This window comes from Stenotrophomonas sp. YJH_SMC_120, assembly GCF_059368675.1.
Window position 1 is genome coordinate 384,338 of the sequence record NZ_JCAFRY010000001.1, and the last position, 18,079, is coordinate 402,416.

The 18,079-nt window shown below is 67.5% G+C and carries 12 protein-coding genes and 1 pseudogene; 4 read left to right on the forward strand and 9 right to left on the reverse strand.

Annotation, left to right across the window (positions count from 1 at the left end):
• Positions 1–78 precede the first annotated feature (78 nt).
• The gene (locus AC5P60_RS02025) at positions 79–1,074 is read left to right on the forward strand and encodes a polysaccharide lyase (protein WP_483692906.1); all 996 of its coding nucleotides are present in this window, start codon (positions 79–81) and stop codon (positions 1,072–1,074) included.
• A 9-nt stretch (positions 1,075–1,083) separates the two neighbouring features.
• Here the strand turns inward: AC5P60_RS02025 and agp are convergent.
• The 3 genes and pseudogenes from agp to AC5P60_RS02040 all read right to left on the reverse strand — a co-directional run bounded on the left by agp (position 1,084) and on the right by AC5P60_RS02040 (position 5,972).
• A pseudogene (gene agp, locus AC5P60_RS02030) lies at positions 1,084–2,307 on the reverse strand (bifunctional glucose-1-phosphatase/inositol phosphatase).
• A 67-nt stretch (positions 2,308–2,374) separates the two neighbouring features.
• On the reverse strand, positions 2,375–4,207 hold the full coding sequence (gene smrA / locus AC5P60_RS02035; protein ID WP_088436638.1) for a multidrug efflux ABC transporter SmrA: 1,833 nt from the start codon (positions 4,205–4,207) through the stop codon (positions 2,375–2,377).
• A gap of 205 nt (positions 4,208–4,412) precedes the next feature.
• A complete protein-coding gene (locus AC5P60_RS02040; RefSeq protein ID WP_483692907.1) occupies positions 4,413–5,972 on the reverse strand; it encodes a serine hydrolase in 1,560 nt (519 codons plus the stop codon).
• Positions 5,973–6,082: 110 nt separating this feature from the next.
• Between AC5P60_RS02040 and AC5P60_RS02045 the strand changes: the two genes are divergently transcribed.
• Genes AC5P60_RS02045 through AC5P60_RS02055 form a run of 3 tightly spaced genes read left to right on the forward strand, consistent with a single transcriptional unit; the run spans position 6,083 to position 8,323 of the window.
• A complete protein-coding gene (locus AC5P60_RS02045) occupies positions 6,083–6,526 on the forward strand; it encodes a VOC family protein (protein ID WP_005408713.1) in 444 nt (147 codons plus the stop codon).
• The gene (locus AC5P60_RS02050; protein WP_049454693.1) at positions 6,523–7,341 is read left to right on the forward strand and encodes a DUF72 domain-containing protein; all 819 of its coding nucleotides are present in this window, start codon (positions 6,523–6,525) and stop codon (positions 7,339–7,341) included. The genes AC5P60_RS02045 and AC5P60_RS02050 overlap by 4 nt, the downstream gene beginning before the upstream one ends.
• Positions 7,342–7,375: 34 nt before the next feature.
• A complete protein-coding gene (locus tag AC5P60_RS02055; RefSeq protein ID WP_005408711.1) occupies positions 7,376–8,323 on the forward strand; it encodes a DMT family transporter in 948 nt (315 codons plus the stop codon).
• 45 nt (positions 8,324–8,368) lie between these two features.
• On the opposite strand, the gene AC5P60_RS02060 is transcribed toward AC5P60_RS02055, so the two are convergent.
• The 6 genes from AC5P60_RS02060 to AC5P60_RS02085 form a co-directional block, all read right to left on the reverse strand.
• Entirely contained in the window at positions 8,369–9,529 is a 1,161-nt protein-coding gene (locus AC5P60_RS02060; protein ID WP_024956273.1) for an AAA family ATPase, read from the reverse strand.
• Positions 9,530–9,692: 163 nt separating this feature from the next.
• Entirely contained in the window at positions 9,693–10,763 is a 1,071-nt protein-coding gene (locus AC5P60_RS02065) for a sensor domain-containing diguanylate cyclase (protein WP_005412715.1), read from the reverse strand.
• A 144-nt stretch (positions 10,764–10,907) separates the two neighbouring features.
• Positions 10,908–11,630, reverse strand: coding sequence for a pseudouridine synthase (locus tag AC5P60_RS02070; protein ID WP_005408708.1), 723 nt, complete (start codon positions 11,628–11,630; stop codon positions 10,908–10,910).
• Between the two features lie 34 nt (positions 11,631–11,664).
• Positions 11,665–13,329, reverse strand: coding sequence for a sensor domain-containing diguanylate cyclase (locus AC5P60_RS02075; RefSeq protein ID WP_033835113.1), 1,665 nt, complete (start codon positions 13,327–13,329; stop codon positions 11,665–11,667).
• Positions 13,330–13,438: 109 nt separating this feature from the next.
• Positions 13,439–15,862: a putative bifunctional diguanylate cyclase/phosphodiesterase gene (locus AC5P60_RS02080; RefSeq protein WP_049454699.1), complete on the reverse strand. Its 2,424-nt coding sequence runs from the start codon at positions 15,860–15,862 to the stop codon at positions 13,439–13,441.
• 218 nt (positions 15,863–16,080) lie between these two features.
• A complete protein-coding gene (locus AC5P60_RS02085; RefSeq protein ID WP_483692909.1) occupies positions 16,081–18,027 on the reverse strand; it encodes a DEAD/DEAH box helicase in 1,947 nt (648 codons plus the stop codon).
• Positions 18,028–18,079: the final 52 nt, after the last annotated feature.

The window sequence follows — 18,079 nt, forward strand, 5'->3', positions numbered from 1 at the left end:
GCCAAGCCATCTCCGCATCACATGCCGGCAACATGGCCAGGCGCATCGTTCGCCGGATTTCCCTTCCGCCGGTTTCCAATGTCTCTCCCCTTGCGCCTCGCCCTGCTGCCCACGCTGATGGCCAGTGCGGGTGCCTTCGCCGCCTGCCCCGCACCGCCGCCCGGCCAGCCGGACATCCGCGCGCTTGGCTACTACACCGACAAGGTCGGCTCGGTGATCGACCCGGTACTGCACCAGCAAAACAAGGACGCCACTGCGCCGCTGGACCGCTATGCCGCCGACGTCGCGCGCATGAGCGATGACTACCTGCGCACCAGTGACCCGGCAGCGGCACAGTGCACGCTGAGCTGGTTGGGTGCGTGGGCCGACGACGGCGCCATGCTCGGGCAGATGATCCGGGTCAACAACGATCAGTCGTTCTACATGCGTCAGTGGATGCTCGATGCGGTAGCCATGGCGTACCTGAAAGTGCATGACCAGGCCAACCCGCAGCAGCGTGCGCGTATCGATCCGTGGCTGCAGAAGCTGGCACGGGCCAATCTGGCGTACTGGGACAATCCGAAACGGCGCCGCAACAACCACTACTACTGGGGCGGGCTGGGCGTGCTGGCCACCGGCCTGACCACCGACGACGATGCCCTGTGGCAGGCCGGCCACGCCGCGTTCCAGAAGGGCATCGATGACATCCAGGACGATGGCAGCCTGCCGCTGGAGATGGCCCGCGGGCAACGGGCCCTGCACTACCACGACTACGCATTGGCGCCACTGGTGATGATGGCCGAGCTGGCGCGTCTGCGCGGCCAGGACTGGTATGCCAGCAGGAACCACGCGATCGACCGCCTGGCGCGGCGGGTCATCGAAGGCAGCAGGGACCCTGCATGGTTCAACCAGCACACCGGCGTTGCCCAGTTGCCCCTGCAGGCCAGCGGCTGGGTCGAGTTCTACCGCCTGCGCTCACCTGACGGCGGCGTGTTCGACGCCGCGCATGCGCGCGGACCGTTCCACTCGCCACGGCTGGGCGGCGACCTTACGCTGATGGCCACGCATGGCATCGTGCGCACGCCGCTGCGTTAGCAGCGCGCCTCAGCGGGCTTTCGGATGCAGCAGGCGCTGGAACTCGGCGACGGTGCACCCCTGAGCCGCGCACCCCGGCACACGCAGCACGACGCGGCCCGGCGGCTGCGCGTTGGCCAGCGGCAGCGCATCGCGCAGCTGCGCGGTGGTCGGGTAGACGTAGGCCAGGCGGATCCGTTCCACCCCGCTGTGGCGATCACGCCAGCGTTCGAACTGCAGCAGGCCACCGATCGGTGTCTTCTCGTACTGCCCCGGCAGGCTGTAGTCGCTGATTCCCAACGCCGCCAGCACCGAGCCGATGTTGGAATCGTGACCGACCAGCAGGGTCACCTTCGGCGACGCCGGGTCGTCGAACAACGCATTCACTCTTGTCAGCAGCGGAGCGGCCACATCACGCGCCACCTCGGGCGTTCCGAACAGGATGTCCTGGTAGCGGTTGCGGATCTGCGCCAGCGCCTGTCATTGCGCCTCGGTGGTCAACCGGCCCCAGCCTTCGCGGGGGATGCCACTGCCCTGGTAGTGCTCCATCAACAAGGCATCGACCAGCCCGCTGGCCAGCGCCAGTGATCCGGACGCGCGAGGCTCCTTGCCCGGTTCCGTACTGAAGGTGGTATCGGCCAGCGCCAGATGGCAGTCGCTGTGCCCCTTGCATGCCGTCGACTGCGGATAGCGGGTGATCTCCTCCACCACGGACAAAGCCGGTGCCAGGTCCACTGCGGCCAGCGCTCGCTGCATTGACTCCAGCGCGCGCGTGCGGAATGCCGCGTCGTCGCGGCGGATCACCGGATCGAACAACGGATCCATCGAGCCCAGCGGCATGCGCTGTTCGACCGCAACATGGCAGCCCGGGAAAGCACCGGCAACGAAGAACTGCGCGGTGGCCTGGGTGCGCTGCAGGCTGTTGGCGTACGCGTGGAAGTCATCCTCCTGCGGGCAACCCGACACCGGCAACAGCTGCGCCTGGCGCAGCCACTGGGCGATGTAGCGGCCCATGTAGACCTCCAGCACGCCTCCCTTGGTGGTCAGCTCGCCCGGTGCCACCTCCCAGCGCGGCCAGGTCTCGGGCGTCGCATTGGCGAGCGCGCCGGAGGCCACCACCGGCGCGCGCAGGTTGTGACGGCTGAGCAGGACGACCTGCTCGAGCTGGTCGCCGTCCATGGGTGCCGGCGCAGCCGTGGCAACCGTGGTAACCAGGCTGAGTGCCAGCAACAGGGAGCGCAGGGGGCGGATCATGCAGGTCTCCGGAAACACGCTGGGGTCAGAGCCCTTTCCTGCAGAAAGGGATCCGACCCCGAAGCGATCATTGATCGGCAGCAACAAATCCACCGGTCTGCCGCGCCCACAACCGTGCGTACAGGCCACCGGCCGCAATCAGCTCGGCATGGGTGCCGGTCTCCACGATGCGTCCCTGGTCCATCACCACCAACCGGTCCATGCGCGCGATGGTCGACAGCCGGTGCGCGATCGCGATCACCGTCTTGCCGCCCATCAGCTCATCCAGGCTGTCCTGGATCGCCGCTTCCACTTCCGAGTCCAGTGCCGAGGTTGCTTCGTCCAGCACCAGGATCGGAGCGTCCTTCAGCAGCACGCGGGCAATGGCGATGCGCTGGCGCTGGCCGCCGGAGAGTTTCACGCCACGCTCGCCGACATGCGCGTCGTAGCCGCGACGCCCCTGCCCGTCCACCAGCGTGTCGATGAAGGCTTCGGCACGCGCCTTGGCCACCGCAGCGCGCAGCTGCTCATCGGTCGCGTCTGGACGGCCGTACAGCAGGTTGTCGCGGATCGAGCGATGCAGCAGCGAGGTGTCCTGGGTGACCACACCGATCTGCTGGCGCAGGCTTTCCTGGGTGACGCAGGCAATGTCTTGGCCGTCGATCAGGATGCGGCCGCTTTCCAGGTCGTACAGGCGCAGCAGCACGTTGACCAGGGTCGACTTGCCGGCACCCGAAGGACCGACCAGGCCGATCTTCTCGCCCGGCTTCACCACCAGGTCCAGGCCTGCGATCACGCCACCCTTCTTGCCGTAGTGGAAGTGGATGTCCTGGAAATGCACGCCGCCACGGGTCACCTGCAACGGCACCGCATCCTCGCGGTCCTGCACGGTCAGCGGCTGGGCGATGGTGGTGATGCCATCCTGCACCGTGCCGATGTCCTCGAAGATGCCGTTGATGGTCCACATGATCCAGCCGGACATGTTGTGGATGCGGATCACCAGGCCGGTCGCCAGCGTGATCGCACCGACGGTGATGTGGCCGCCATTCCACAGCCACAGCGCCAGCCCACAGGTACCGGCGATCAGGAAACCGTTGACGATGGCGATGGTCAGGTCCATGCCGGTGGTCACCCGGGTCTGCGCGCGGTGCTTGACCGCCAGTTCCTGGATCGACTCGGCCACGTAGGCCTGCTCGCGCCCGCCATGGGCGAACAGCTTCAGCGTGGGAATGTTGGTGTAGCCATCGACGATGCGGCCCATCGCCTTGGAACGCGCTTCGGACGCAATCCAGGCCCGTTCCTTCGCGCGCGGCACGAAGTAGACCATGATCAACGCATAGGCCAGCAGCCACAGGATCAGCGGCACCATCAGCCGCCAGTCGGCCTGCGCGAACAGGTACAGCGCGGTGCCGGTATAGACCACGATGTACCAGAGCGAATCGACCATCTGCACCGCCGACTCGCGCAGCGAGGTACCGGTCTGCATCACCCGGTTGGCGACGCTGCCGGCGAAGTCGTTCTGGAAGAAGCTCAGGCTCTGCCGCACCACATAGTTGTGCATCAACCAGCGCGAGCGGTTGCTCAGGCCGGGCACGATGGCCTGGTTGACCAGCAGGTTGTGCAGGCCGACCAGGATCGGACGCGCGATGACCGTGATGAACAGCATCCAGCCCAGGTCGTTGGCATGGCGCTTGAAGAAGTCGGCACCGGGCTGCTCGGCGACCATGTCGACGATGCGGCCCAGGTAATCGAACATCGCCACTTCCACCAGCGCCAGCAGCAGGCCGGCGATGAGCGTGGCCAGCAGCACCGGCCACACCGGGCGCAGGTAGTGCAGGTAGAACGGCAGCACCTTGCGCGGAGGCATCCGCCCGTCCACGGGCGGGAACACCGGAATCAGGGATTCAAACCAACGGAACATCGCATTCCCTCGCCATCTTTAGCTGGCGGAGTATCCCATGCCGCATGTGTACGCCGGCCGACGATCGCTGCGGCTGCGGCTGCGGTCGTGCCGGCCGCTGGCCGGCACCCTTGCGACGCATCCGGGGATCATGAGGTTGCCGGCCAGCGGCCGGCACTACCCATCGGATTCGTCAAACGTCAGCGCCGGGCCACGCTCCGCGGCGTCATTTCACTGGGGTGAACAGCAGGTCCTGGAAATCGAAACTGAAATCGGTCAGGTCGGAAATCGGCTGCATGCGCACCTCGCGCACCTTGCCATCCGGGTCCAGGCTGAAGTTCACGAACGCGTCGGCGTTGAGCGAACGGTCGTCCCAGCGCACGATGAAGGTGTCGTGCTGCCAGTGCTCCAGGCGTCCGCTCAGCTGCGCGGTCCTGGCAAAGCGCAGGCGCAGTCCCTTGCCCTCGGCACTGACCTGCATGTCGCCATACCAGCGGTCGCGGAACGTGCCTGTGTAGCCGGCCAGCGCCAGCGACGGCCTGCTGCCCTTGTCGCGCGCGCTCTGGTGCTTGGCCCATGCCTCGTCGGCCTTGTCCTGTCCCTTGGCCACGGCCTTGGCATAGGCGTCCACCCAGTCATGCTTTTCACCGCCCAGGTAAGCATCGAGCACACTCAGGGTGATCGCATTGAACGCCGCGCCCACTTCCTGATTGGTCAGCACCACCACGCCCAGTTTCTCGCCCGGTACCAGGGTCAGCCGCGAAACCATGCCCGGCCAGCCACCGGTGTGCCAGACCAGCTTCTGCCCGCGGTAGTCGCTCAGGCTCCAGCCTTCGCCATAGCCGGCGAAGTTGGCCCGCGCCGGTGCCAGCTCCGGCACGCTCGGCGCCGGGATCGACTGCGGCGTGATCATCCGCCACATCTGCTGCTGGCTCTTCTCGGTGAACAACGGCGTGCCATCGGCCAGTTTGCCTTCGGCCAGCTGCACCTGCATCCAGCGCGCCATGTCGTGCGCGCTGGAATAGATGCCGCCGGCGCCGGCATTGTTCGACCAGGTCAGCGGCGCGACGGTGCGCAGGTCCTTGAAATCGTACTTGGCGTGGCCGACCGCAGCCTTGTCGCCCGGCTTCAGGTGATCGGCGTTGTAGCGCGTGCCGGCCATGCCCACCTTGTCGAAGATGCGGGTCTGCAGGAACTGCTGGTAACTCATGCCGGAAACATGCTCGATCACCTGCTGGGCGACCGCGTACAGGATGTTGTCGTACGCATAGCCCTCGCGGAATCCACCCTTCAGCGGCACCTTGCCCAGCCGTTCCACCACTTCGGCGTTGCTGTAGGAGGTGGTCGGCCAGAACAACAGGTCACCGGCGCCCAGGCTCAGTCCGCTGCGGTGCGACAGCAGGTCGCGGATCGTCATCTGGCCGGTCACGAACGGATCGGACATGCGGAACGACGGCAGGTGGTCGATCACCTTGTCGTCCATCTTCAGCTTGCCGTCCTCGGCCAGCAGGTTCAGCGAGGTGGCGGTGAACGCCTTGGTGTTGGACGCAATGGCAAACAGCGTATCGGCCTGCACCGGTTCCGGCTTGCCCTGCTCGCGCACGCCCCAACCGCGTTCCAGCACCACCTCGCCATCCTTGACCACCGCCACGGCAATACCGGGCACGTCGAACTGCGCGCGCACGCGCTCGACGGTTGCATCCAGCTCCTGCAGCTGCGCCGGGGTGGCAGCGCTCGCCATGGTCGTGCACGCCAGCAGCACGGCTCCTCCAATCCAGGGTTTCATCCAGCACGATCTCCGAACAGGGGTGGCGGCCATGTGCAGGCCGTCACCGGGGTTTCGCGGGATGGTAACGTTCTGCGTTGCACCCTGCCCTGTGCCATAGGAGGGGTGTCATGGGCGAGAACGGCCAACCGAGCAGCGGCTCCACCATCATTCCGTGCCTGCGCTACCGCGATGCGCAGGCTGCCATCGACTGGCTGCAGCGCGCCTTCGGCTTCCATGCCCAGGCCGTCTACGCCGACGGCGATACGGTGTTCCATGCGCAGCTGACCTTCGGCACCGGCATGATCATGCTGGGCTCGGCCAGCAACCAGAGCGCGTGGAGCGAGCATGCGGCGATGCCTGATGAGGTCGGCGGCCGCCAGACGCAGAGTGCCTGCGTGATCGTCACCGATGCCGACGCGCACTACGCCCGGGCCAAGGCCGCCGGTGCCCGAATCGTCATCGACATCGCCGACCAGGACTACGGCGGCCGTGGCTATGCCTGCGCCGACCCGGAAGGCTACCTGTGGTGGTTCGGCAGCTACGACCCGTGGCGCGCGGACCACGGCCAGTGACCGCCGGAGCGATTCGCTGCGGCATCGGTGGCTGGGTGTTTCCCGAATGGCGCGGCGGCGTTTTCTACCCCGTAGGCCTGCCACAGCGTGAAGAACTGGCCCACGCCAGCCGTGCCCTGCGTTGCATCGAAATCAACGGCACCTTCTACCGCACGCCCACCGCCGCGCAGTGCGCGCAGTGGGCCGCACAAACGCCGGAAGGCTTCCGGTTTTCGATGAAGGCGCCACGCTACCTGGTGCAGCGCCGCGACCTGTCCAGCACGGTCGAGGCGGCCGCGCCCTTCCTGCAGGCGGCGACCGCGCTCGGTGACCGGCTGGGCCCGCTGCTGTGGCAGTTCGATCCACGGCATCCGGCCGACGCCGAAGCACTGGAACGGCTGATGGCACAGCTGCCGAAGCATCTGGACGGGGTGCCGCTGCAGCATGCGCTGGAGGTCCGCAACGCCGAGGCACATGGCCCGGCACTGGTCGACGCCGCCCGCCGCCACGGCGTGGCGCTGGTGATCGAGGATAGCGACGAGGCGCCATTGCACGGCGATGTCAGTGCCGGCTTCGTCTATGCGCGGATCAAGCGCAGCCAGGCCCGCTTGAACGAGGGCCTGCCGGCGCCCGTGCAGCAGCGCTGGGCCGAACGCGCACGCCGCTGGTCATGCGGTGAACCAGTGGATGACCTGCCCTGCCTGGCCGCGCCAGCTCCGGAAACCCCGCGCGAGGTCTACCTGCTGTGCATCGGCGCGGGCAAGGCACGCAACCCGGCGGCGGCGATGGCCCTGCAGCGGCGGGTTGGCCAGGGCAGCGATCCCGCACGCGGGTAGCGCTGCGACGTTCGCCTTGCCTCACAATAGGCGGATGAGCACACCCGACACCCGCAAAGCGCTGTGGCAGATCCACTTCTGTGTCCTGCTGTGGGGCGTCACCGCCATCCTCGGCAAGCTGATCACCCTGCCCGCATTGCCGCTGGTGTGGTGGCGCATGCTGCTGGTGACGGCGATGCTGGCCCTGCTGCCGCGGGTCTGGCGCGGGCTGCGCACCCTGCCCCTGCGGCTGGTGGCCGGTTACGCCGGTATCGGTGCGCTGGTCGCCCTGCACTGGCTGACCTTCTACGGCGCGGTGAAGCTGGCCAATGCCTCGGTGGCCGCCACCTGCATTGCACTGGCCCCGGTGTTCACCTCGATCATCGAACCCTGGGTCGCCAAGCGGCCGTTCCAGCTACGTGAACTGGCGTTCGGCCTGGCGGTGCTGCCGGGTGTTGCGCTGGTGGTCGGTGGCGTGCCCGATGGCATGCGCCTGGGTGTCTTGATCGGCGCGATATCGGCGCTGCTGGTGGCGGTGTTCGGCTCGCTCAACAAGCGCATGGTCAGCCACGCCGATCCGCTCACGGTCACCGCCCTGGAGCTGGGTGCCGGCACCCTCACCCTGACCCTGCTGGCACCGCTGATGCCCTACCTGCTGCCAGCACTGGCCAGCCCGCTGTGGGTGGTCCCGAATCTGCACGACAGCATCCTGCTGCTGGTGCTGGCCGGGTTCTGCACGCTGCTGCCGTTCGCCCTGGCCCTGGTCGCACTGCGCCACCTGAGCGCCTATACGGTGCAGTTGGTGACCAACCTGGAGCCGGTCTATGCGGTGGTGCTGGCGGTGGTGCTGCTGCGCGAGCAGCACGAGGTCACGCCGTGGTTCTACCTGGGCGTGGCCATCATTGTCGGCGCGGTGTTCCTGCATCCGCTGCTGAACCGCCGCAAGCCGGTGCAGCACCCGGAAATCCTTGGCACGGCCGAGGCACGCAACATCGCCGATTGAGTGCATCCGCGCATGGCGTGGATCTGCCGGATCCGGATCGATGTCTCAACGCTGCGGCCAATGCCAGGCCGGCGCATCCAGCAGGCCCTGCCCGCTCAGCAGCGTGCGGCCCTGTTCCTTGTGCAGATGCAGCGAGTGGCAGCCCGGCGCCTGCTCCAACGCCGCGATCAGCCGGCTGGCGTGTGACACCACCCACACCTGGCTGCGCGCACTGGCGGCGATGATCAGCCGCGCCAGCGCCGGCAGCAGGTCCGGATGCAGGCTGGTCTCCGGCTCGTTCAGCACCAGCAGCGGCGGTGGCCGCGGCGTGTGCAGTGCCGCGGCCAGCAGCAGGAATCGCAGGGTACCGTCAGACAATTCGGCCATCGACAACGGCCGCAGCAGCCCGGGCTGGTGGAATCGCAGGGCCAGTCGACCGTCCAGCTCTTCGAAGCCGACCGTGGCGCCGGGGAAGGCGTCATCGACACTGCGTGCCAACGCAACCGGATCTCCGATCTCGAGAATGGTCACCCAGGCCGCCGCCAGATCCCGGCCGTCGTGATGCAGCACCGGCGTGCGCGTTGCCATCGCCGGTTGTCGCGCCGGGGCATCGGCGTCGCTGCGGAAATGATCGTAGAAGCGCCAGCGACGGATGTACTCACGCAGGGCGATGGTTTCCGGCATGCGCTGCGGATCGCCGACCTGGGTGAACAGGCTGTCGAACAGTGACAAGCGGTCATCCACGAGATCCCAGCCGTGCGCATGGCGTTGCCGCACCATTGCCCCACGGCGATCGACCAGCAGGTTGGCGCTGCGCAGGAACGGCCCGGCCCAGATCGCCTCCGCCTTGATCTGCGGATCCAGCGCAAACGCGGAACGGCTGGGTGGCGGGTAGCCCAGGTCGATGGCATAGCCGAACTCGTCGGTGGTGAATCCCAGCTTCAGCCCCACTGACGCCTGCCGGGGCCCGCCCTGCAGCGGGATCTCGCCGGCCGCGACCCGGCGATCGATGGATTCGGGGCCGGCCCACAGCGCCGAACCAAGTCCCCCTTCGCGGGCCAGCACCGCCGCGACGCCGCCCTGGGCGGTTTCCGCCAGCAGGCGCAGCGCGCGGTACAGGCTGGATTTGCCACTGCCGTTGTCACCGGTGACCACGTTCAACGGCTGCAGCGGCAGTACCAGCCCGTGCAGCGAGCGATAGTGGGCGATGGCCAGGGTCTGCAGCATGGCTGGTGTCCGTGGAAACAGGGACGTCATGCTGGCCGGTTCTGATCGCAGGAGCTGCGACGCCAAGTAAAACGGGAAGAGCATCCACGCATGGCGTGGATCTACTGGAGCGGCATCGAATCATCCACGCGTCGCATGCGTTCAGCGCGCGAACCGCCGTGTTTCAGCCCGCCAGCTCCACCCTGTTGCGACCGTTGCCCTTGGCCCGGTACAGCGCCTTGTCGGCGCGCGCCAGCATCTCATCCACGCTTTCACCGGGCTGGTGCTGGGCCACACCAATGCTGATCGTGACCGGGAATCCCAGCGGCAGATCCGCCACGGCCAGGCGCAGGAACTCGCATTGCAGTTCGGCCGTGCGCAGATCAGCGCCCGGCATCACCGCCACGAACTCCTCGCCACCATAGCGCGCGGCCATGCCACGGCCGGCAAAATGCGAACGCAGCAGCACGCCCAGCTCGGCCAGTACCCGGTCGCCGGTGGCGTGGCCCTGGAAGTCATTGATGTGCTTGAAATGATCGATGTCCAGCAGGGCCACGCAGGCTACTCCCGGTTGCCCATCGATCTCCGCAACCGCCTCTTCCAGTGCCGCTGCCATCGCGCGGCGGTTGGGCAGGCCGGTCAGCGCATCGGTGCGGCTCTGTTCGGCCAGGTCGGCATTCTGCGCCAGCAGCACGTCCTGGTACTCCGACAGCAGGCGCTCGTAGTCATCGCGTTCCAGCATGTGCTTCTGGATGTCGAGCGCGAAACGACGCAGCTCCATCACCAGCATCACCTGCCGTGACAGCGCGGCCAGCGCCTCGGCCTTGTCGCTGGGCAGGTGCTGCGGCTGTGCATCGAACACGCACAGCGTACCCAGCGGCAGGCCATCGGAACTGATCAGCGGCGCACCGGCGTAGAAGCGGATGTGCGGGTCGCCGGTCACCACCGGGTTGTCGTGGAAGCGGATGTCCTGCAACGCATCCTCAACCACCATGATTTGGTGCGGCTGCAGGATGGCGTGGCCACACATCGATTCGCTGCGCAGGTTTTCCGCCGCGTCGATGCCCTGGATCGACTTGAACCATTGCCGTTCGACGTCAATCAGGGTCACCGCCGCCATCGAGGTACCGCAGACCGCCTTGGCGATCGCCACCAGGTCGTCGAATGACTTCTCGCGCTGCGAATCAAGGATCCGGTAGCGGTACAGCGCCTCGAGCCGAAGGGCTTCGTTGGCAGGCTTGTCGGGCTTGATCATGCAGCGTCACGTTCCGGCAGGTCACTGCAAAGTCTAGCTGATGCCGGCGCGTAATCCGCACAACGGGTAGTGCCGGCCGCTGGCCGGCATCCCGCGCGCATTCGATGCTTGGAGCAGCCGGCCAGCGGCCGGCACTACCGCGCGTTACCAGTCCAGCTGCTTCGGCAGGAGGCCCTGCAGTTCCTGCTCGGTCAGGTTGCGCCACTGGCCCGGCTTCAGCGCGCCGATCTTGATGTTGTCGATGCGCACGCGGCGCAGCTGGGTCACGCGATAGCCGAATTCGGCGGCCATCAGGCGGATCTGCCGGTTCAGGCCCTGCTGCAGGGTGATACGGAAGCCGAACTTGGCGATGCGCGAGGTCTTGCACGGCAGCGTCATCTGGTCGTGGATGCGCACGCCGCGCGCCATGCCGCGCAGGAACTCATCGGTGACCGGCTTGTTCACCGCCACCAGGTATTCCTTCTGGTGGCCATTTTCGGCGCGCAGGATCTGGTTGACGATGTCGCCGTTGCTGGTCATCAGGATCAACCCCTCGGATTCCTTGTCCAGGCGGCCGATCGGGAAGATGCGCTGTTCGTGGCCGACGAAGTCGACGATGTTGCCCTTGACCGAAGTTTCGGTCGTGCAGGTGACGCCTACCGGCTTGTTCAATGCGATGTAGACGTGGCGGCGGGCGCCGGGCTTGCGTGCCACGCGGGCGCGCAGCGGCTGGCCGTCGACCAGCACCTGGTCTTCCTCGCCCACCACCGCGCCGGTACCGGCCGGATGGCCGTTGACGGTAACGCGGCGCGCGGCGATCAGGCGATCGGCCTCGCGGCGGGAGCAGAAGCCGGTGTCGGCGATATGTTTGTTGAGTCGGGTGGTCATCGGCCCATTATCCGGCATCGCCGCCCGCTGCGCTTCACGCCAGGGCGGGCGGATCGAGCTCCTCACCGTCGAAGACCCGGTTGCGGCCCGCCCGCTTTGCCACGTACATGGCATGGTCGGCGCGCCGCAGCAGCCCGGCCAGATCGTCCTCGCCCGGTCGCCACTGCGCCAGGCCGATGCTGGCGGTCACCTCCAGCCCCGGCACCTGCAGGGCCTGGCCAGCCTCGGTGATGCGCTGGCGCAGGCGGTCCAGCCGCGCCGACGCCGCCTCGCGCGGCATGCCGGGCATCAGCAGCAGGAACTCTTCGCCGCCCATCCGCACCACTTCGTCCTGGCTGCGTACCGCCGCGCGCAGGGCACGCGCCACCGCCACCAGCACCTGGTCGCCCACTGCGTGGCCGTGGCGGTCGTTGATGTCCTTGAACAGGTCGATGTCGAGGAAGCCGATCACCAACGGGCCGCGCTCACGGTCCACCCGTTCCAGATGGCGGGCCAGCTGCTGCAGTCCGGCGCGACGGTTGGGAAGCCCGGTCAGGCCATCGGTCTCGGCCAGCTGGCGAAGTTCATCACGCTGCTGGCGCAGCCGGCCCAGCCGCTGGTTCAACGCATACGCGGCCATCATCAACAGCCAGGTCACCGCCAGCTGCAGCGCCTCCACCCGGTATTCCAGCAGCCACGCCGCACCACAGGCATCGGCGATGATCAGTACCAGCATCGGTGCCAGCGCGGCCAGACCCGCCTGTGCCCAACGGTCGCCGCGCCAGCGTGCCCAGACGCCGACCATCAGTGCCAGGCCACATCCGGACAGATAGGACACCTGCAAGCCCTTCGCGACCCAGGCCAGATGCTCCCAGCGCAGCCACGGCACCAGCACGGCCAGCGCCATCAGGGTCCACAACACCGCCAGTTGGGCCGGGCGCGATCGAGGCAGCACGCGGTCGCCTCCGTTCAGCCGCCACAGCGCCGGCAGCACCAGTGCCTGGGTCGCAGCGGTCAGCGCCAGCAGCCACCAGGCGCCGTGCTCGCCCACCGGCAGCCAGGGTTCCGGATAGCCGCTCAGCCCGCCGAGGATGGCCTGCCACAGCACCATCACGGTGGTGCCGGCGATGTAGACCAGGAAACTGCGGTCCCGGGTGGTCAGGAAGGCCATCAACGCCGACAGCGCCAGCGCAATCGCCACCGCGATGCAGGCCGCACGCACCAGCAGGCGGGCGGTGTCGTTCTGCTGCACCGGGCTGGGCGCGCCCAGCCGCAGGGTCGGTACCCAACGTGCCTTCAGCGGTGTCTGCCAGGAGACCAGGAACGGCTCATGGCTGCCGGCCGGCGGTACCGCCACCAGGCCGATGCCAGCCCGGAAACGTGAATCGCGGGTGCGCGCGTCGTGCATGTTGCCGCAGATCTCGCGGTCGCCATGCTGGACGCGCACTTCACCGGCAAAGACGTTGAACACGTCCAGCGCCTGCGGTTGGCCTGACCAGCCCTGCGGCGGAGCCGGTACCAGCACCTGCTGGCGGGCGCCGGACAGCATCTCCGGCGTGCATGCGCGGTGCGGCGTCGGCTCGTCGGTAGCGCCGCCGACCAGGAGATAATCATGGCCCGGCACGGCCTCTGCAGCCTGAAGCGGCCACGGCAACGCCAACCACACCATCAGGACGGCCAGCACCGCTCCTGTTCCATACCGCCACTGCCTGCCGCCCACGCCACGTCCTGTTCCTGCTTACGTCCGCGCCCACTGCGCGCCGCCCCTGGCGCGCATTATCGCAGCCGGGCACGCCACGCATGTGTAGACCAAAGTCGGCGCCCGCGGTTCAGCCAGCCGCCGGCGGCCCCTTCACCGCGACCAGCCGTACCGGGCGCAGATCGACCAGGGTCAGCCGCTCCAGCGGCTGCGGCCGTTCGATGGCATAGCCCTGCAGCCCCTGCACGCCAAGCCGGGTCAGCGCACCGGCAACCTCGGCGGTCTCCACCCACTCGGCCACCACTTCCATCTGCAACTCGCGCCCGAGCTCGCTGATCGCGCGCACCGTGGCGTGGCTGACCGGGTCGGTATCCATGTCGCGCACGAAGGCGCCGTCGATCTTCAGGATGTCCGCCGGCAACTGGCGCAGGTAGCCGAAGGAAGACAGGCCGGAGCCGAAGTCATCCAGCGCCATCCGGCACCCCCGTGCCTTCACCGCATCGATGAAGGCGCGGGCCTGGCTGAGGTTGCTGATCGCCGCGGTCTCGGTGATCTCGAAGCACAATTTGGAGGCCAGCGCGCGGTTGCGCTCGAGCAGGTCGCAGACGAAGGCGAGGAATCCCGGCTCGGCGATCGACTGCGCGGACACGTTGACGTTGCACAGGCCCAGCTGGCGCACGTGCGCCGGGCACACCTGCAGGTGGCGGAACAGCAGCCCGAGCACGTGCCGGTCCAGCGCCACCGCCATGCCATAGCGCTCCACCGCCGGCATGAACTGGCCGGGCAGATGCAGGCTGCCATCGGTGCCACGCATGCGCACCAGCACCTCGTAGTGCAGGTAGGACGGATCGCCAACGCGGGCGATGCGCTGTGCATACAGCAGCATGCGATTCTCGGCCATCGCCAGGCTGACGCCCTGCAGGCGCTCGGCCTCCTGCCGCCGCTCCTCCAGCGCCATGCGGTTCTCATTGAAGCAGTGCACGCGGTTGCGCCCGGCCTGCTTGGCGGCATAGCAGGCGCTGTCGGCAGCACTCATCAACCAGTTCACGTCCGGCGCATCTGCACTGACCTCGACCACGCCGATGCTGCAGCTCAGCTGCGGGCTGCCCTCGCTGATCGGGAACGTGGCCTGGCCCAGGTTGCGGATCACCCGCTGCAGCACCCGCTTGGCTTCGTCCTGCCCGGCATGGGCGAGGAACACGGCGAACTCGTCGGCGCCCAGGCGGCCGACCCAGTCACCGTCACGCACGGCCGCCACCAGATAGTCGGCGAAACTGCGCAGCATCTGGTCACCGGCGGCATGGCCGAAGCTGTCGTTGACCAGCTTGAAGTGGTCCAGGTTGATGTAGCACAGCGCATGCGTACCGCCATCACTGCGTACCTGCAGCAGCGCACGCTCCAGCAGCCGCTCGATCTCGCGGCGGTTGATCAGGCCGGTCAGCGGATCGTGGCTGGCGTGATGCTCGATCTCACGTGCCAATGCATGGTTCTGGCTGACATCCTCGATGATCGCAAACACCGACAGGCCGCCTCCCGCGCTGCGCACGCCGGTGCCACTCCAGCGCCCCCACACCAGGCTGCCATCGCGGCGGCAGAAGCGCAGTTCACTCGGCCGCAGCTGCCGGTCCCAGTCGATGCGGCCGACGCCATCGATGACCAGTTCGCCTTCCATCAACAGATCGCCGAGCGACATCTGCAGCAGCACGTCGCGTCGGTAGTCGAGGATGTCGGCCATCGCCTGGTTGGCTTCGATCACCTTGCCGTCGGTGTCGAGCTTGAGCATGCCGACATTGGCCTGGTAGAAGGCCGCACGGAAGCGGCTTTCATGCTCGGTCAGGTCCTTGCCGACGCGGCGCGCGAGGGCCACCGCCATCAGGCTGATCGCCAGCACCGACAACCCGCCGACCACAAGCGTGGCGATCCGTACCATCGTGGCCATGCGCAGCAAGGCTTGCGAAAATGCCTGCGCCTGCACCTGCAGCCGCCGGTCCAGATCACGCAGTTGTTGCAGGTAGCGATCGCGGTCCGCCGCTGGCAGCACGCCCTGGGCGTGCCCCGACTGCAGCTCGGCAACCAGCCGCTGCATGGCCAACAGATCATCGTCGGTCTGTCGCCACAGCGTGGTTGCTTCCCGGAATGCACCGATGTCGCGTGCATAGCGGAACGAGAACACCAGGCGTGGGATATCGGCGCGCGCGTTGCCACCCTGCAGGAAGCCCTGCCTGGCCTTTTCCTCGTCCGGTACCGCCTGTTCCAGCGCCAGCCGGGCCTGCAGATCGCCCAATGGAATCCGCAGCGCCTGGCGCGCGTCATCCAGGTCCTGGGCATGGCCACGCGCCAGGTAGCGGCTCAGCGCAGCGGTTGCATCCTGCTGTCCTCGTGACCAGTACCCCTGGCCGGCAATCCAGGCCGTCGAGGCTGCCTGCAGTTCCTGGATCAACGCGGACAACGCGACCAACCCGATCGCCATGCCCGTCAACAACGCAAAGCGCAATCCCAGCCCACGGGTCATCGGCACCCGCCGGCTCTGCTGGTCCGTGCCACTTCTACCCATCCCGGATCCCCCCGAATGTGCTGCGGTGACAACCTGCCTTGGAACCGGCCCAGCCTATGACCGGCAATGTGTGGGCCATGCGAAAAAGGGGACGGAGGGGATTAAGTCGTTTTCGGCATAAGCGCATGGCCTGCCATTTACGACTTAATCCCCTCCGTCCCCTTTTCCTGTACGCCAGCCCGGGGGCGGGCGTTGTCATGGACGGATGCGGGTGCGGCTTAGAAGCTGCGCGGGCCGCGCGGCTTGAAGCCGTCACGACGCGGCGGGCGGCTGTCGCGGTCACCGCCGCGGTCGCCACCATGGCCACCCGGACCACCCGGGCCACCACGACGCGGACCACCCGGGCCGCCCGGGCCACGCTTGTCGAAGCGCGGCTTGAACGGACGCGGGGCCGGGTTGGTGTCTTCACCCGGAGCCAGCGCACGCATCTGCAGCTGCTGGCCGGACACCCACACCTTCTGCAGGTGCGACAGCACGTCCGGCGGCATCTGTGCCGGCAGGTCCAGCAGCGAGAAGTCGTCGTGGATGTCGATGCGGCCGATGAAGCGGCTTTCCAGGCCCGCTTCGTTGGCGATGGCGCCGACGATGTTGGCCGGCTTCACGCCATGTTGGTGGCCCACCGAAATGCGGTAGGTCTCCATGCCCTGCTCCGGTGCACCACGCGGCGGAACCTCACGGCGCGGACGCTGCTCGAAACCACCTTCGGCGTCGTCGCGACGCGGGCCACGCTCGAAGCGTGGACCACGCTCGTTGCGGTCGAAGCGATCGCCACGCTCCGGACGGTCGCTACGGTCGAAACGCTCGCGCGGGGCGCGCTCTTCACGCGGGGCACGCACCGGCGGCTGCAGCAGGAACGGGGTGTCACCCTGCAGCATCTTGGCCAGCGCGGCGGCGATCTCGATGGCCGGCACGTTCTGCTCGTTCTCGAAGCGCTCCAGCAGCTGGCGGTAGAAGTCCAGGCCGCCGGCACCGAGGGTTTCGGTGATGCGCGTGGTGAATTTGTTGATGCGGGTGTCGTTGACCGCTTCCACGCTCGGCAGCTGCATCTCTTCGATCGGCTGGCGGGTGGCGCGCTCGATCTGGCGCAGCATGCCCTTCTCGCGCGGGGTGGCGAACAGGATCGCCTCGCCGCTGCGGCCGGCACGACCGGTACGGCCGATACGGTGCACGTAGCTTTCGGTGTCGTACGGAATGTCGTAGTTCAGCACGTGGCTGATGCGCTCCACGTCCAGGCCGCGCGCAGCCACGTCGGTGGCGACCAGGATGTCCAGCTTGCCTTCCTTCAGCATGGCGATGGTGCGCTCACGCTGGGCCTGCTGCATGTCGCCGTTGATGGCGGCAGCGGCCAGGCCACGGGCCTGCAGCTTGCTGGCCAGTTCTTCGGTGCCGGCCTTGGTGCGCGCGAAGATGATCATCGCGTCGAACGGCTCGACTTCCAGGATGCGGGTCAGCGCATCCAGCTTGTGCATGCCGCTCACCCACCAGTAACGCTGGCGGATGTTGGCCGAGGTGGTGGTCTTGGCCGCGATGGTCACTTCCACCGGGTCCTGCAGGTAGGTCTGCGCGATGCGGCGGATCTGCGGCGGCATGGTGGCCGAGAACAGGGCCACCTGGCGCTGCTCCGGCAGCTTCTTCAGCACCGCTTCGACGTCGTCGATGAAGCCCATGCGCAGCATTTCATCGGCTTCGTCCAGCACCAGGGTCTTCAGCTCGGACAGGTCCAGGGTGCTGCGGTCGAGGTGGTCGATCACGCGACCGGGGGTACCGACCACGATATGCACGCCACGGCGCAGCGCCGACAGCTGCTGCCCGTAAGGCTGGCCGCCGTACACCGGCAGCACGCGGAAGCCCGGGATCTTCGACGAGTAGGACTGGAACGCCTCGGCGACCTGGATGGCCAGTTCGCGGGTCGGCGCCAGGATCAGGGCCTGCGGCTTGATCTGCTGCAGGTCGATGTTGGACAGTACCGGCAGCGCGAACGCGGCGGTCTTGCCGGTACCGGTCTGGGCCTGGCCCAGCACGTCGCGGCCTTCCAGCATCGCCGGGATGGTGGCGGCCTGGATCGGCGACGGGGTTTCGTAGCCGATGGCGGTGACCGCCTGCATCACGGGCTCGGACAGGCCGAGCTGCGCGAACTGCAGCGGCGCTTGGGAATCTTGGGACATGGGGAACTCCGAAGGCACTGCCGTCTTCCTGGCAGTGCGATAAAAAAGGGAT